The sequence below is a fragment of the Methylobacillus gramineus genome, assembly GCF_020532675.1.
Taxonomy (GTDB): Bacteria; Pseudomonadota; Gammaproteobacteria; order Burkholderiales; family Methylophilaceae; genus Methylobacillus; species Methylobacillus gramineus.
In genome coordinates this window covers 498,622-512,743 of the sequence record NZ_JAJAVE010000003.1, presented here as the reverse complement: position 1 = coordinate 512,743, position 14,122 = coordinate 498,622, and the positions used below count along the sequence as shown (strand labels likewise).

Sequence of the window (14,122 nt, the reverse complement as noted above, 5' to 3'; positions counted from 1 at the left end):
CATGAGCCAACCACGTCAACTCAGCCTGGGCGCGTTCCTCATCCGCAATGGCCATCATGTGGCTGGATGGCGCTACCCAGACAATGTGCTGGATGACGACCCGTTTTCCACTTATAAGGAGGCCGTGCAATTGGCAGAAGCCGCTCATTTTGATGCGGTGTTCTTTGCTGATGCACTGACTGCTGCTGCCGGCCCTGCTGGGCTGGAGCCACTGACACTACTCAGCGCACTGGCAGCAGTTACAAAGCACATTGGACTGATTGGCACGGCGACCACGACTTATAACGAGCCTTACCATATCGCCCGAAAATTTGCGTCTTTGGATCAGATTTCGCGCGGGCGTAGTGGCTGGAACCTGGTGACGTCGGACAATGCCTCTGAGTCTGCCAACTTTGGCTTGCCACAGCATGTCTCTCATACCGAGCGCTATGCCAGGGCACGCGAGTTTTATGATGTGGTGACAGGTTTGTGGGATAGCTGGGAACCAGACGCCTTTCTCAATGATAAGGAAAGAGGCATCTGGTTTGACCGCAGTAAACTGCATGCACTGAATCATCACGGCGAACATTTCAATGTCGCCGGGCCACTGAATGTGGCACGCAGTCCGCAAGGACGGCCGGTGATCGTGCAGGCAGGCGGTTCCGAGGCAGGACGTGAGCTGGCGGCAGAGACTGCGGAGGTAGTGTTTACCGCACACCCGACGCTATCATCAGCCCAAAACTTCTATCAGGATTTGAAGGGCAGGCTGGCAAAGTATGGCCGGCAGCCTGAGAGCCTGAAGATCATGCCGGGAATATTCAGCATTGTGGGGCGTACCCAGGAAGAAGCCGAGGCCAAGTTCAACAAGCTGCAGAATCTGGTGGATCCTGAATCTGGCCTGGCTTTGCTAGGGCGCATGATAGGCAATTTCGACCTTTCTGCTTATCCAGTGGATGGCCCTTTGCCTGAACTGCCATTGACCGACAACGGTCAACAAAGCCGGCAGAAACTGCTCACAGAACTGGCGCAAGGTGAGAACCTGACCATACGCCAGCTGTATCTGCGTATTGCTGGTGGGCGTGGCCACCTGACTGTCGTCGGCACACCAGAAACCGTGGCTGACAAGATTCAGGAATGGTTCGAACAAGGCGGTGCAGATGGTTTTAACGTCATGGCGCCCTGGCTACCGGGAGGTCTACGCGATTTCACCGAGCTGGTGGTGCCAGAGCTGCAGCGCCGCGGCATTTTCCGCACGCAATATCAAGGCAGCACCTTGCGCGAACATCTGGGATTGCAGAAACCGGTCAACCGATATAGCAAGATTGCGTAAACATCAGTAAATAGCTAGCCATTCAATGCCTGGTGAATCCTCACCAGGCATTTTTATATGACATAGGCTATTTAACATGTCGGGATAGTAACGAAAGTAGGTTAAGTCAATGAAACAATCAGTCCTCAAGATTTCTGTGCTTGCACTCATCATATTATTGAATGAGCAGGTAATGGCAGAAAATGCCAGCACCTGGTATCAGCATGGTCAGGAAGCACTGTTAGCGGCAAAGCAACTTGCCCCCAACACCCACAAGGCCAAGAACGTGATTCTGTTTGTGGGAGATGGCATGGGTGTTTCAACTGTGACAGCGGCACGTATCCTGCAAGGGCAGTTAGAAGGCCGTGATGGAGAAGGCAACCAGCTTGCCTTCGAAAAGCTGCCTTACCTCGCCTTGTCCAAAACATATTCCGCCAACCAACAAACCGCAGATTCCGCTGCCACAATCACAGCGATTATCACCGGCGTAAAAACTAACGGCGGCGTGATTTCCGTGGATCAGCGCGTGTCATATGAAGAAAAATCTGCCAGCAAGATTCATTCTGCCAGACTCAAAACCATACTGGAGCATGCCGAGCAGGATGGCCGCGCCACGGGTGTAATTTCCACCGCCCGTATCACCCATGCCACCCCAGCAGCCACCTATGCTCATACCTCGGGACGTGACTGGGAGTCCGACAACAACATCCCTGCTGGTTCCGACGTCAAGGACATTGCCTCGCAACTCATCGACAACTTCGGGCCTGATGGCATAGGCGATGGGATAGAAGTAGTACTGGGTGGGGGACGCAGCCGCTTCCTGCCGAATACAGTGAATGACCTTGAAAATGCAGGGCAAAAGGGTGAACGCCGTGATGGCCGTCATTTGGTACGGGAATACGTGGACAAATTTGATGCCACTTTCGTCTGGAACAAAGCCCAGTTTGATGCCATCGATCCGACCAAGACCAACCGCTTACTGGGACTGTTCGAACGCTCACATATGCAATATGAACATGATCGCCCCAATGATACGGGTAAGGAGCCGTCACTGGCGGATATGGCGGCAAAAGCCATCGATATCTTGCAGAAAAATCCCAAAGGGTATTTTCTATTAGTAGAGGCGGGCCGTATTGACCATGGACACCATGCGAATAACGCCTACCGTGCATTAACCGAAACCATCGCGCTATCAGACGCGGTGAAGAAAACACTGGAAAAGATTAACCTCAATGACACGCTGGTGATCGTGACAGCTGACCACAGCCACACCATGACGATTGGTGGTTACCCGCAGCGCGGCAACCCCATTCTTGGCAAGGTCACGGTAGATGGCAAGCTGAGTAAGGCAGCCGATGGCAACCCATATACCACTCTGTCCTATGCAAATGGTAAGGGTTACTCGACATCAGTAGAAAATACTGCTGGCAGCTCTTCTCGTGGAGGAAGAGTGGAGGATATGAGTAATGTCGACACCACGAATCCTGATTTTCACCAGGAAGTCACTGTGCCCCTGGGCGGCGAAACCCACGGTGCAGAAGAAGTGGAAATTTTTGCAGGTGGTCCTAACGCCCATCTTTTTCATGGCATTCAGGAACAGAACTACATCTTCCATGTCATGAAAGATGCATTTGGCTACTAGGTTTTTGCTAAAGACTTGAGGGAAAGTTTGATACCTTCGGTAACCGCAATATCCGCTGGCAGCTGCTTGACTGCTGACAGGGCTTCACGCTCATTGTAACCAAGTGCAAGCAAGGCATTCAGCACGTCGCCGCTGGCGGATTTAGCCTGGTTACCGCTTCCAGACAAAGTATTGCCGTCTATCGAGAATTTGTCCTTGAGTTCAAGCAAAAGACGTTCAGCCGTTTTCTTGCCTATGCCTGGCACTCTGGTCAATAGCCCAGCCTCTTGCAGGGCAACGGCCTGCACCAGCTCATCAATAGACAAGCCACTCAGAATGGACAGCGCGGATTTTGCGCCTATACCATTCACCTTGAGCAGCTGCCGGAATGTGGCACGCTCCTGGTCGCTGCCAAAACCATAGAGCAGCTGGGCATCTTCCCGCACGATAAACTGGGTGAGCAAGACCACTTTTTCACCGGTAGCGGGCAAGTTATAAAAGGTGCTCATCGGCACCTCGCATTCGTAGCCGACGCCATTGCAATCAATCACCACCTGCGGCGGCGTTTTTTCTACCAAGATACCGCTCAATCTTGCAATCATATCAACCTGCCGCCCTTTACCCTGAATCCTGCTGTTGCCAATTTACCTAACCCCTGTCCACCATGCGCATGACAAATGGCACACGCCAAGGCATCCGCTGAATCTGGCCGGGGCGCTGCAGGCAGATTCAGTAAGCGCTTCACCATCTCCTGCACCTGATCCTTGGCGGCATGCCCATTGCCAACCACGGCCTGCTTGACCTGCAGGGCGGTATACTCAGCCACTGACAGGTTACTCAGCACCAAAGCACTGATCGCGGCTCCACGCGCCTGGCCCAACAACAGGGTAGATTGAGGATTGACGTTAACGAATACTTTCTCAATGGCCGACTGATGTGGCTGATAAGTCATGATGACCTCGGCCAATCCGTCCAGGATAATCTTGAGCCGTGTGGGTAAATCCTCGATCTCACTACCCTTGCCCGTCGTGGTTTTGATGGTGCCGCTCGCAACATACGCGATTTTCTCACCGGTTTTCTCGATCACGCCAAACCCAGTGAGTCTGAGGCCAGGATCTATACCGAGTATGCGTAGCGTCATTACTCCTCGATCACAGCGGTAGTGTAAACATCCTGTACATCATCAAGATCTTCCAGCGCATCAAGCAACTTTTGCATCTTGGCAGCATCATCACCCGTAAACACGGTTTCGTTATCCGCCTTCATGGTCACTTCGGCCAATACAGCCTTCAGCCCTGCGGCTTCCAGCGCTTCCTTGACCACAGTGAAATCAGCAGGGGCAGTGATCACTTCAATGCTGCCGTCTTCATCCGTCACCACATCTTCGGCACCTGCCTCGAGTGCAGCTTCCATCACCTGATCTTCACTGGTACCTGGCTCGAACAGCAATACACCGCAGTGCTTGAACATGAAGGAGACCGAACCATCAGTCCCAAGATTGCCACCATTTTTGCTCAATGCATGGCGCACATCAGCCACAGCTCGCTGCTTGTTGTCGGTCAGACAGTCGATAATAATCGCGGCGCCGCCGATACCATAGCCTTCATAACGAATCTCTTCGTAATTGACGCCTTCAAGCTCGCCGGTACCACGCTTGATCGCGCGCGTGATATTGTCCGCTGGCATGTTCTGCTCTTTGGCTTCAGCCACAGCAGCACGCAGACGCGGATTAAAATTGATATCCCCACCACTAATCCGTGCGGAGACGGTGATTTCCTTGATCAGTTTGGTAAAAATCTTGCCACGTTTAGCATCCTGACGACCTTTACGATGCTGAATATTGGCCCATTTTGAGTGCCCTGCCATTTGTAAAATCCTTTAATTGCGAATTGTGCAAAAAACCTCGCAGATTTTACCATAGAGCCTGCCTGGTCTGCCTCACCCTCCTTGTTGACAAGGTAAAGTCCGGCAGCTAGCTCCTACATTATTTCAATAAGTCCTCAAGAATCTTTTTCCCCTTCCGCCGCGCCTCATCCGCGGCTTTCACCTTAGATTCCTTGCCGACCTGGTCCGGGAAGAAACCAGTGAGAATATCTTCATGGTCATAACCCTTCAACCATTCACGCGGAAATGTAGCCAGTTGCTCACCCGTGCCTTCGTAGCGATACACCATGCCTGGAGACACACGCTGGTTATAGGGAATCACATTCTTGCCCTGATTGGTGCGTAGCCCGTCATAAAGCTGTTTACGCAAAGCCACTTTGGTCTGAATGATAGCATCCTCCTTGGAGTCGATCAGATTGTGCTTTTCCTGTGGGTCGCGCTGCATGTCGTATAGCTCTTCCTTATCCCAGATGCCGTAATACTGAATGTATTTATATTGCGCAGTACGAATGGCAAACGTGGTGGGGGTTTGCGGAAAGCTGTACTCCCAGAAATACTCGTAGACAAAGCTATCTGGCCGCTTGGCAGCTCTGTCACTATCCAGTTTCAAGAAACTTTGGCCGTCATAATGCTGTGGTATCTCGATGCCTGCAGCCTCCAGGATGGTAGGTGCGACATCAATATTCCTGACGATGCCCTCGTCCACCTTGTTTTTGGCGAACCCTGGCCCGGCGGCAATCAAGGGCACGCGTATCGATTCCTCATAAGCATTGCGCTTGTCAATCAGGCCATGCTCGCCGAACATGAAACCATTGTCGCCCATCACCATAATGATGGTATTTTTATCCAGGCCATTCTGCTTCAGCCATTCCCGCACGCGCCCAACGCTGTCATCCACAGCCCGCAGGGTTTCATAATAATCCCGTTGATACTGCTCGATCTCCAGATTGGAATTGTAGGGATAATCCACACCATGCCAGCTATTGCGCTGATTTTTTACCCACATCGGCTTGCCTGCGTAATTTTCCTCGGTATCGGCATACGTATCGGGGCGTGGGAACTGGATATCCTTCATGCTGCCGCGGTGGCGCTTGGCGGGATGGAATTCAGAATGCACGCCTTTATGTGACAGATACATCATGAAGGGTTTGCTCTTATCGAGATGATTCAGCCAGTCCACAGCATAATCTGTCAGCTCATCCGTGATATAGCCCTTCTGCGGCACCAGTTTGCCATCAACATTCAGCTTCTCCGGCTCACCAAAATTGCCAACAGGGTAATAGTTGCCCTGTCCTAACAAACCAACCCAGCGGTCAAACCCGGCAAAGCCCTTGGTCGCCGTTTGATCGGCGCCTCCAAAATGCCATTTGCCAAAGAAACCGGTCTGATAGCCTTGGTCGCGTAATAGCTCAGGGAAGTAGCTCAGGTGAGAAAGATCCATTGGGTTGTTATCCGATACACCATGGTGATGCGCATACATCCCGGTCAGGATACTGGCTCGACTGGGCGAGCACAGAGAAGTGGTCACGAACGCATTCTTGAAGTAGGTGCCTTCCCTGGCAATGCTATCCATATGCGGTGTACGCAAAGATGGATTCAGGAAGCCAAAGGCGTCATAGCGTTGATCATCAACGAGAATGTATACCACATTAGGTTTTGTGCTCTCGCCTGGCAGCGCTGGTAACGCTGCCATCAAGACCTGGGGCATCGCCGTCTGCATTGCCAGAGCCAGCGCAACTAAGACTTTTTTTCTTTTCATGCTGCTTTATCTTTCTTCAATACAACCACCCAGCTTCGGGGAATTCAAGGTAAGAATTTAGGTGACCCCGCAGGTCAAGCTCAATAGAAGGCTTCCTTGATCCGTTTCTTTACCTTTTTCAAAGGTTCCCTGCGTATCATCTGGCTCAACAATAATTGCATGCGCGGCATGGCATGAGTGAGGTGCGTTTTGTATCCATCACAAAAATAATTTCTGTTGCGTCTACCATCGCTGGAAAACTCAAAACGATGTTTGGGACAGCCGCCATTGCACACTGGCCTGACTTCACAGCCCAGGCAATCCTTGCTGATATTGTCGAGCTTATCTTGACCAAACTTAATGTTCTGGGGCGAGTTCACCATGGAAACCAATGCGTCCTGGTTGATATTGCCCAGCTTGTGCTCTGGATACACGAAATGATCACAGGAATAGATATCGCCATTCGACTCGACGATGAGGTTGCCACCACAAGTTTCATTGATCACGCAGGCGCTCGGCTGCCCTGTCATCTTGGTCAGTGTCTGTTCAAAATTCATCACAAACACATTGCCGATATCATGCTGTATCCAAGAATCGAAAATGGCATTGAGAAAACGTCCATAAGCCTTGGCGGGAACAGACCATTCCGTGACACTACAATCACGGGAGAAAGTAGGCTGGATGAATACCAGTCCATTTTCATCCGGCTGCGTAGCACGACGTTCCACCAGAGGGATGAACTGCATGTGACGGCTGCCGATCCCTTTGAGGAATCGGTAAACATCCAGCGGGCGCTTCACGTTTTCGGCATTGACGACGGTCAGGGTATTGAACTCGACCTTGTGGCGCCTGAGTGCCGCAACGCCCTGCATCACTGCATCAAAGGTACTTTTTCCTGTACGGGTAAGGCGGTGTGCATCGTTACTCACCCGGTCACCATCGATCGATAGTCCGACTAGAAACTGATTTTCCTTGAGAAAACGCGCCCAATCATTGTCGATGTTGAAACCATTGGTCTGGAATAGGTTGTTGATCTGCTTATGACCGCGATACTGCTGTTGCAGACGAATTGCTTCACGAAAGAAATCAATGCCCAGCAGGGTCGGCTCTCCACCCTGCCAGAGAAAATCCACTACATGTGCCTGCTGCCCCTGAATATTCTTGCGCACATAGTTTTCCAACGTATCGCCATTCATTTTCCAGCGACTTTTGCGCTCTGGATATAAGTGTTCTTTTTCCAGGTAAAAACAATACGAACAATTTATATTGCAGACTGATCCCGAAGGCTTAGCCATCAATTGAAAATTTTGGATTGGCTGCACTATGGATATTTCTATCAAGATTACAATTAATTATTATATAAAATATCCACAAGAACCATAGATCGTTATATTGTAAACTTAAAACTGTACGTTATTTAATCCAAACCAATTTTCATTATATTTCCACCAAATTATTTGGCGCTTGAACCCTTATCAGTCCTGCCCCATTGCAGGGTCGACTGGCACCTTCCTGCGCATACTGTGCAAGGAAATGATCAGCAGCGAGACTCCGATCAAGATCATACCGATCACCTCACCGGTACTCGGGTTTTCACCCAGTTGCAGCCAGGCTGCCAGCACACCGATCACCGGAGCCAGCAAGGAAGTCATGCTGGCAATGCCAGCAGGCAGATGCTGCAAGGCATACAGCCAAAGCAGCCAGGCTAGCGCATTACACAGCACGGCATTGAACAGCACCGCACCAATAAAATTGCCGGTCCATTGAATCGGCGGCGCAGGCACCAGAAAGGCCACGACCACCAGCGGCAAGGAGCCAAACAACATCTGCCAGGCCGTCAGTGACATCAAGTCCATATCGGGTACGCGCTGGTGCAGCCTCTTGGCCACAATTACCGAAATGGCCCAGAACACACCCGCCAGGATTGCCAGCATCATGCTGAACTGGTCAGCGCCAAGGTGCAGGGGATCCAGGATAAACAACAGCCCGGTGACGGAAAACACCACCGCCAGCCACTGAATGCCGCGAATCTTTTCGCCCAACAATGGCCAGGCCAGCAACATCACCCAGAACGGCATGGTATAGGTCAGCACAGCCGTTTTGCCGGCGCCACCTTCGACCAGGGCCCAGATGATCAAACCAGTGAAACCACAGGTCTGTAGTATGCCCAGGGTGACCAAAGTGGGAATCTCGCGGGGTCGCAGCGGCTTGCGCAATAACAATAACAGGGCAAACAGGCAGATGGCGCCATAAAAGGTACGCATGGCACCGAACTGGAATGCCCCGGCATAATCCAGCGCGTGTTTCATGACCACCCAGTTATACCCCCACAAGACTGCCAGCAGCACTAAGGCCGCAAATGCACGGATTGTGGTTGAGGTTCCAGCTTGCATCCCTATCATCCCGGTGTAACGGTAATTTAGTTCCAGATATGCGTCAGCAGTTTCCAGCTGCCATCAGCCTGCTGGCGGTAGAGCAAGTGCACATTGCCATTGAAACTTTGACGCTGTCCTTCGGCATCCACCACCGCTGCGCTCCACAAGCCACGCTGGAATGCAAGATTGCCATCCACTCCGGCTTCAATCAGCTCCAGCTTGTGATCGATAATGCCCTGGGCAATAGAGGTTTTCCAGAAGTTCACCAACGCTGACTTGCCGGTAATCTGTGCGGCACCGGCAGGCAAGACGGTAGCGGCATCATCATAGTAAGACGCGACCAGCTCATGATCCTTGGCATTGAAAGCAGCATCCCAGGCTTGATTCAGGCTTAGGGCGGTGGTGTTGAAATCAGCGATTGTCATCAATTTTCCTTGATTTAAAAGTAGATCGAAAAATATAGGATGTTAATTCCAGGTATGAGTCAGTATCTTCCAGCTGCCATCCGGCTGTTTCTTGTACAGCAGGTGCAAGTTGCCACTGAACTCCTTGCGCTCAGCGTCAGCTTCCGTGCTCTTCAACACAGCACTCCACTTCGCACGTTGGTAAATCGTGTTACCAACCAGGCCAGCCTCGACAATGTCAATCTTGTGTTCGGTAAAGCCCTTGGCAAACAGACCGGACCAGAAATCGGCAATAGCCTTGGTGCCTGTTACCTGTTCAGCACCCGCTGGCAGCAGGCTGCCTTGCTCGTCGTAATACGAGCTGATAGTGCCAGCAGAGGCTTGGGCAAAGGCTTCATCCCAAGCTGCATTGAGCTGTGAAACGGTGGCATTGACCTCTTCTGCAGTAGGCTTGGCAGTGCATTTGTAAACTGCAGCCCCGACCAGGCCCAGCAATACCAGCACAATGACAACGATGAGTGTTTTATTAATTCTCATGATGAATCCCTTCTCTTGGTTAACAGCTAAAACTGCTAGGCTTCAGCTTGATGTACGGCAGGAATGCCGGTGGTTTTATTGTTGGGAATGCTGAAAGCCGATACTCCGGCGTTCAGTTTGACCAATATAGTATTCAGAATATCCCGCTCTGCTTCAGTGACACTGTCCATGCACAATCTCAAGCGAGTGTAGTAATCCGGCATCACTTCATCCAGCTTGGCCTGGCCTGCAGCTGTAAGCTGAATCGATACACGGCGACGGTCTTCCTTATCAAACAGGCGAGCAATCAAGCCATCCCGCTCCAGGCCATCAATCAGCCCGGTCATGGTGGCACGACTCACACCGGCCTTCTCTGCAAGTACGGAGGGAGTGGAAATCGACTGATCTTCACGCATCAGTAGAATCAGCACCCACCAGCGACCTTGCAACAAGCCATGCCGACTCAGACAACTATCCAATGCTGCGGACAAGTCTGTTGCCACCCGCAGCAAGTGCAGAAATGCAGTGACAGCACTTACATCGGCCTCAGGATATCGACCAGAAAATTTATCAAGCACTGCTTTATTGGGAAGATCACGTAGTTGCAGCATAATTAGCCCGATTATAATTAGCCAGCTAATTATGTCAACATAAAATTAACCCGGCTTACCCTTAAACTCCAGGTTCATCCTTAACACCACAGTTTCCCCATCATCACAAGGTATTGCACATCAGGGCAGGGCCCATAGCCCTAATAGCCCGACCTGGAAAGACCACATTCCCATCCCCAGTCAACCATTTAACCCTCCACCATTAAGGTGTAATATTGACCTTAAGCCAATAAAAACGACGGAGGAGAGAGCCATGAAAACCGTACAACAGGTGCTGGAAACCAAGGGCAGCACGATCTATTCAGTCGCCCCTGAAAGCCTGGTTTACGATGCGCTGCTAGTCATGGCGGAACATCATATCGGTGCACTGGTGGTCTTGAAGCGTGATGAGATCGTCGGCATTTTCTCGGAGCGTGATTACGCGCGTGAAGTGGTCATCAAGGGTAAAACCTCAAAAACCACCACAGTACAAGACATCATGTCCACCCAGCTAACGACTGTCACGCCAGAGGATACCGTCGATTACTGTATGAACCTCATGTCTGGCAAGCGCATCCGGCACTTGCCGGTGCTGGACAATAAAAAGCTGGTTGGACTGCTTTCAATTGGTGATCTGGTCAAAGAAACTATTGCCTATCAAGAGTTCCTGATCAAGCAACTGGAAAGCTATATCCAGAGTTAAAACGCCAACAGCATCAGGACGGCTTGGTATCACCCTCCCAGGCCGTATTGTGATGGCCTGACACTGGGCTATTCATCTCCTGCTCAAGCGTGTGCGCCAGATCCTGACGGGTGCGTACACTATGAGACACCACTTTCTGCATATCTGCATGAATAGGATGGATGTCACGCATCATCTTTTCATCATGCTGCCGGAATTTCCATGCCGTCCTATAAGCCTGAAATGGACTATATCCCATTTCCTGCAAGGCTTTCTCGCCCAGGTGAACCGCTCCCAGGAAAGTCTCGCGCACAGCGTCAATTTCCAAATCCATATAGTCAAAGGCATAGGTGCGGTTACGTGCTCGTGCCAGGATTTTGACCTCAGGATAATGCTTGCGCACATAACGCGCCGTCTCCAATGCCTCCTGCGCATCATCAATTGCCAGTATCAACAGCTTGGCACGTGCAATGCCCGCCGCGCGCAATACATCAGGACGAGTGATATCCCCATAGTAGGGGTGATAACCAAAACTCCGCATAAACTCAATCTGGTTCGGGTCATGTTCAATCACTGTGGGTACAACTCCTACTCCGGTCAGCAAGCGGGTAATAATCTGCCCCACCCGACCAAAGCCAGCGACGATCACCGGGCGCTCCTCGTCAAACTCATCATGTGTGGCATGCTTGCGCCTGCTGTTAAGGCGCTTGCGATATGCCACATTGAATGCCAGCAACAATAAAGGTGTGGTCACCATGGACAACGCCACCACTGAGTTAAGCAACGCGCTATGTTCGTAACTGATCACTTCGGCATCCACCGCAGCGCTGAAGATGACAAAAGCAAATTCGCCTACCTGGGAAAGCGTGAGGGCAAACATCATGCTGTCGCCATTCTGTAACTTGAATCCCTTGGCCAACCCGAACAGCAATAGCAACTTGAACGCCACAAAAGCGCCAGCCAGGCCAAGAATCAGCCACGGCTGCTGCATCACCATATCCAGGTTGACGGACATCCCCACCGAGATAAAGAACAGCCCTAATAGCAAGCCCTTGAATGGCTCTATATCCAGCTCCAGCTCCTGGCGGTATTCAGAATCTGCGAGCATCACCCCGGCAATGAAGGCGCCAAGGGCCATGGACAAGCCCACAAGGGTCATGAGGATGGAAACACCGATGATGAGGAACAGGGCAAATGCGATAAAAATCTCGCGCAGCCCTGTGTTGGCGACATAGCGCAGCACTGGCCTGAGCAAGTACTTACCTCCCAGCACCAGCAGAACGATGAGTGATACTGCCTTGAGTATGGCAAGCCAGTCCATATGGACGCCGTTCGAGGTATGCGCCCCAGGCGCAATCACCAACAGCAAGACCATTAGTGGAATCACCGCCAGATCCTGGAACAGGAGCACTGAAAATGCCGAGCGACCGGCAGGACGGTTCAAGGCTCCCTGCTCGGACAATATCTGCATGGCAATCGCGGTGGAAGACATTGCCACGCCCATGCCAGCCACTAATGCGAGGCGCCAATCCAGATTGAAAGCCACACCCAGACCAAACACGATGCCACCAGTCGCAATCACCTGCAGGCCGCCCATGCCAAAAATAGGCAGGCGTAACTCCAGGAGCTTATCGGGTTCAATTTCCAGGCCAATCAGGAACAGCATCATGACCACGCCGAACTCGGAAAAATGCATCACCGTTTCCGTGTCTGCCACCAAGCCCAGCACCCAGGGGCCAATGATCACTCCAGCAAACAGGTAGCCCAACACCGAGCCCAGGCCTATCCGCCTGAATATAGGCACGGCAAGCACAGCCGCACCCAGATAAATAGCGCTTTCGAGTAACAGTGACGGAGTATGCAGCTCGGCCATCAGGCAATTCCCTTTTCAATCTGGGGTGCCAGATATTCGGCCTGCTCGGATTGCAGGCTATCCACTTCTGGCGGCAATTCGTCATTCACCAGCTTCTGCAACCAGGCCGCATATTCCTGCGCCTGCTCTTGCAGGCGCTCATCACTCAGGGTATCAACAGACTGCGTCAGGAAGGGTTGCAGATATTGCATGGCGCATAGCCTGGCGGACTGCTCGAAGGGGCGCAGGAGTTCAGCCAGGGAAAACTGGTTATATCCTCGCCGCTGATAGACGCTGTCCGAGCCGCCAGTAGAGATTGCATGTACCCAGGACTTGCCTTGCAGCTTGCCCACGTTGTCGCCATAGGCCCAGCCATAACTCAACACACTGTCCAGCCAGTTTTTCAACAAGGCCGGGCAGGAGTACCAGAACATGGGATGCTGAAATACCACGATATCGTGCTGATCCACCAAGGCCTGCTCATGCTTGATCTCTATCATCTGCTCTGGGTAATGTGCATAGAGGTCATGCACGTGCACCCCTTCGCAAGCAGTCGCGGCTTTCAACAGTGCCCGATTGATCCGGGAACTCTCGAAAGCCGGATGTGCAAACACCAGCAAGACCTTGTTCGCCATGGTTAGTCGCCTATCACTTTGACCAATACCCGCTTATTGCGACGACCATCAAATTCACCATAAAAAATTTGTTCCCATGGGCCAAAGTCCAGTTGCCCATCCGTAATCGCCACCACGACTTCCCGCCCCATCACCTGGCGCTTCATGTGCGCATCCGCATTGTCTTCACCCGTGTCGTTATGACGATAGCTACGAATTGGCTCATGGGGCGCCAGGCGCTCCAGCCATTCCTTGTAATCGTGATGCAGCCCGGATTCGTCATCATTGATAAACACGCTGGCCGTAATATGCATCGCATTGATGAGCACCAAGCCCTCCCGCACTCCGCTTTCCCGCAGACATGCTTCCACTTCATGCGTGATATTGATAAAAGCCATGCGTGCAGGTGCGTTAAACCAGAGTTCCTTGCGGTAACTTTTCATGAGATGGGCCTTATGACATTGGAAAGTGCGGAAATTATATCTCGCACCGCTTGTCAGTAACGTGGCACAGGCGGTAATTTTGCATTTACACCCAATTTAAGTTAAAAGATAGGTT

The 14,122-nt window shown here is 51.7% G+C and carries 15 protein-coding genes; 3 read left to right on the top strand and 12 right to left on the bottom strand.

Going from position 1 to position 14,122, the window contains the following annotated elements; translation table 11 throughout:
- Position 1: 1 nt before the first annotated feature.
- Positions 2-1,309 (top strand): LLM class flavin-dependent oxidoreductase, encoded by a 1,308-nt coding sequence (locus tag LG201_RS12850; RefSeq protein ID WP_226772603.1) that lies wholly within the window; start codon positions 2-4, stop codon positions 1,307-1,309.
- A 109-nt stretch (positions 1,310-1,418) separates the two neighbouring features.
- Positions 1,419-2,930, top strand: a complete 1,512-nt coding sequence (locus LG201_RS12845; RefSeq protein WP_226772602.1) for an alkaline phosphatase — start codon at positions 1,419-1,421, stop codon at positions 2,928-2,930.
- On the opposite strand, the gene ruvA is transcribed toward LG201_RS12845, so the two are convergent.
- The 9 genes from ruvA to LG201_RS12800 form a co-directional block, all read right to left on the bottom strand.
- Positions 2,927-3,511: a Holliday junction branch migration protein RuvA gene (gene ruvA, locus LG201_RS12840; protein WP_226772601.1), complete on the bottom strand. Its 585-nt coding sequence runs from the start codon at positions 3,509-3,511 to the stop codon at positions 2,927-2,929. The two genes, LG201_RS12845 and ruvA, sit on opposite strands and share 4 nt — an antisense overlap.
- Positions 3,508-4,050, bottom strand: coding sequence for a crossover junction endodeoxyribonuclease RuvC (gene ruvC, locus LG201_RS12835; RefSeq protein ID WP_226772600.1), 543 nt, complete (start codon positions 4,048-4,050; stop codon positions 3,508-3,510). Before ruvC ends, ruvA begins: the two co-directional genes overlap by 4 nt.
- Positions 4,050-4,775, bottom strand: a complete 726-nt coding sequence (locus LG201_RS12830) for a YebC/PmpR family DNA-binding transcriptional regulator (protein WP_226772599.1) — start codon at positions 4,773-4,775, stop codon at positions 4,050-4,052. Before LG201_RS12830 ends, ruvC begins: the two co-directional genes overlap by 1 nt.
- A 118-nt stretch (positions 4,776-4,893) precedes the next feature.
- Positions 4,894-6,552, bottom strand: a complete 1,659-nt coding sequence (locus tag LG201_RS12825; protein ID WP_226772598.1) for a sulfatase family protein — start codon at positions 6,550-6,552, stop codon at positions 4,894-4,896.
- Positions 6,553-6,632: 80 nt separating this feature from the next.
- Positions 6,633-7,826, bottom strand: a complete 1,194-nt coding sequence (locus LG201_RS12820) for an anaerobic sulfatase maturase (protein WP_226772597.1) — start codon at positions 7,824-7,826, stop codon at positions 6,633-6,635.
- Positions 7,827-8,006: 180 nt separating this feature from the next.
- Positions 8,007-8,924: a DMT family transporter gene (locus tag LG201_RS12815; protein WP_226772596.1), complete on the bottom strand. Its 918-nt coding sequence runs from the start codon at positions 8,922-8,924 to the stop codon at positions 8,007-8,009.
- A gap of 26 nt (positions 8,925-8,950) precedes the next feature.
- On the bottom strand, positions 8,951-9,331 hold the full coding sequence (locus LG201_RS12810) for a YybH family protein (RefSeq protein WP_226772595.1): 381 nt from the start codon (positions 9,329-9,331) through the stop codon (positions 8,951-8,953).
- Between the two features lie 42 nt (positions 9,332-9,373).
- Positions 9,374-9,847 carry a YybH family protein gene (locus LG201_RS12805; RefSeq protein WP_226772594.1) on the bottom strand — a complete coding sequence of 158 codons (474 nt, stop codon included), beginning with the start codon at positions 9,845-9,847 and terminating at the stop codon, positions 9,374-9,376.
- A 35-nt stretch (positions 9,848-9,882) separates the two neighbouring features.
- Positions 9,883-10,437, bottom strand: coding sequence for a MarR family winged helix-turn-helix transcriptional regulator (locus tag LG201_RS12800; RefSeq protein WP_226772593.1), 555 nt, complete (start codon positions 10,435-10,437; stop codon positions 9,883-9,885).
- Positions 10,438-10,690: 253 nt separating this feature from the next.
- Between LG201_RS12800 and LG201_RS12795 the strand changes: the two genes are divergently transcribed.
- Positions 10,691-11,119 (top strand): CBS domain-containing protein, encoded by a 429-nt coding sequence (locus LG201_RS12795; protein WP_226772592.1) that lies wholly within the window; start codon positions 10,691-10,693, stop codon positions 11,117-11,119.
- 13 nt (positions 11,120-11,132) lie between these two features.
- Here the strand turns inward: LG201_RS12795 and LG201_RS12790 are convergent, their stop codons facing one another.
- Genes LG201_RS12790 through LG201_RS12780 form a run of 3 tightly spaced genes read right to left on the bottom strand, consistent with a single transcriptional unit; the run spans position 11,133 to position 14,007 of the window.
- Positions 11,133-12,971: a monovalent cation:proton antiporter-2 (CPA2) family protein gene (locus tag LG201_RS12790; RefSeq protein WP_226772591.1), complete on the bottom strand. Its 1,839-nt coding sequence runs from the start codon at positions 12,969-12,971 to the stop codon at positions 11,133-11,135.
- On the bottom strand, positions 12,971-13,585 hold the full coding sequence (locus tag LG201_RS12785) for an NAD(P)H-dependent oxidoreductase (RefSeq protein WP_226772590.1): 615 nt from the start codon (positions 13,583-13,585) through the stop codon (positions 12,971-12,973). Before LG201_RS12785 ends, LG201_RS12790 begins: the two co-directional genes overlap by 1 nt.
- A 2-nt stretch (positions 13,586-13,587) precedes the next feature.
- Positions 13,588-14,007 (bottom strand): secondary thiamine-phosphate synthase enzyme YjbQ, encoded by a 420-nt coding sequence (locus LG201_RS12780; protein ID WP_226772589.1) that lies wholly within the window; start codon positions 14,005-14,007, stop codon positions 13,588-13,590.
- Positions 14,008-14,122: the final 115 nt, after the last annotated feature.

Excerpts from the sequence above, each read along its gene's own strand:
- LG201_RS12850 (WP_226772603.1), top strand. The coding sequence starts at position 2 with ATGAGCCAACCACGTCAACTCAGCCTGGGCGCGTTCCTCATCCGCAAT.
- LG201_RS12845 (WP_226772602.1), top strand. The coding sequence starts at position 1,419 with ATGAAACAATCAGTCCTCAAGATTTCTGTGCTTGCACTCATCATATTA.
- ruvA (WP_226772601.1), bottom strand. The coding sequence starts at position 3,511 with ATGATTGCAAGATTGAGCGGTATCTTGGTAGAAAAAACGCCGCCGCAG.
- ruvC (WP_226772600.1), bottom strand. The coding sequence starts at position 4,050 with ATGACGCTACGCATACTCGGTATAGATCCTGGCCTCAGACTCACTGGG.
- LG201_RS12830 (WP_226772599.1), bottom strand. The coding sequence starts at position 4,775 with ATGGCAGGGCACTCAAAATGGGCCAATATTCAGCATCGTAAAGGTCGT.
- LG201_RS12825 (WP_226772598.1), bottom strand. The coding sequence starts at position 6,552 with ATGAAAAGAAAAAAAGTCTTAGTTGCGCTGGCTCTGGCAATGCAGACG.
- LG201_RS12820 (WP_226772597.1), bottom strand. The coding sequence starts at position 7,826 with ATGGCTAAGCCTTCGGGATCAGTCTGCAATATAAATTGTTCGTATTGT.
- LG201_RS12815 (WP_226772596.1), bottom strand. The coding sequence starts at position 8,924 with ATGCAAGCTGGAACCTCAACCACAATCCGTGCATTTGCGGCCTTAGTG.
- LG201_RS12810 (WP_226772595.1), bottom strand. The coding sequence starts at position 9,331 with ATGACAATCGCTGATTTCAACACCACCGCCCTAAGCCTGAATCAAGCC.
- LG201_RS12805 (WP_226772594.1), bottom strand. The coding sequence starts at position 9,847 with ATGAGAATTAATAAAACACTCATCGTTGTCATTGTGCTGGTATTGCTG.
- LG201_RS12800 (WP_226772593.1), bottom strand. The coding sequence starts at position 10,437 with ATGCTGCAACTACGTGATCTTCCCAATAAAGCAGTGCTTGATAAATTT.
- LG201_RS12795 (WP_226772592.1), top strand. The coding sequence starts at position 10,691 with ATGAAAACCGTACAACAGGTGCTGGAAACCAAGGGCAGCACGATCTAT.
- LG201_RS12790 (WP_226772591.1), bottom strand. The coding sequence starts at position 12,971 with ATGGCCGAGCTGCATACTCCGTCACTGTTACTCGAAAGCGCTATTTAT.
- LG201_RS12785 (WP_226772590.1), bottom strand. The coding sequence starts at position 13,585 with ATGGCGAACAAGGTCTTGCTGGTGTTTGCACATCCGGCTTTCGAGAGT.
- LG201_RS12780 (WP_226772589.1), bottom strand. The coding sequence starts at position 14,007 with ATGAAAAGTTACCGCAAGGAACTCTGGTTTAACGCACCTGCACGCATG.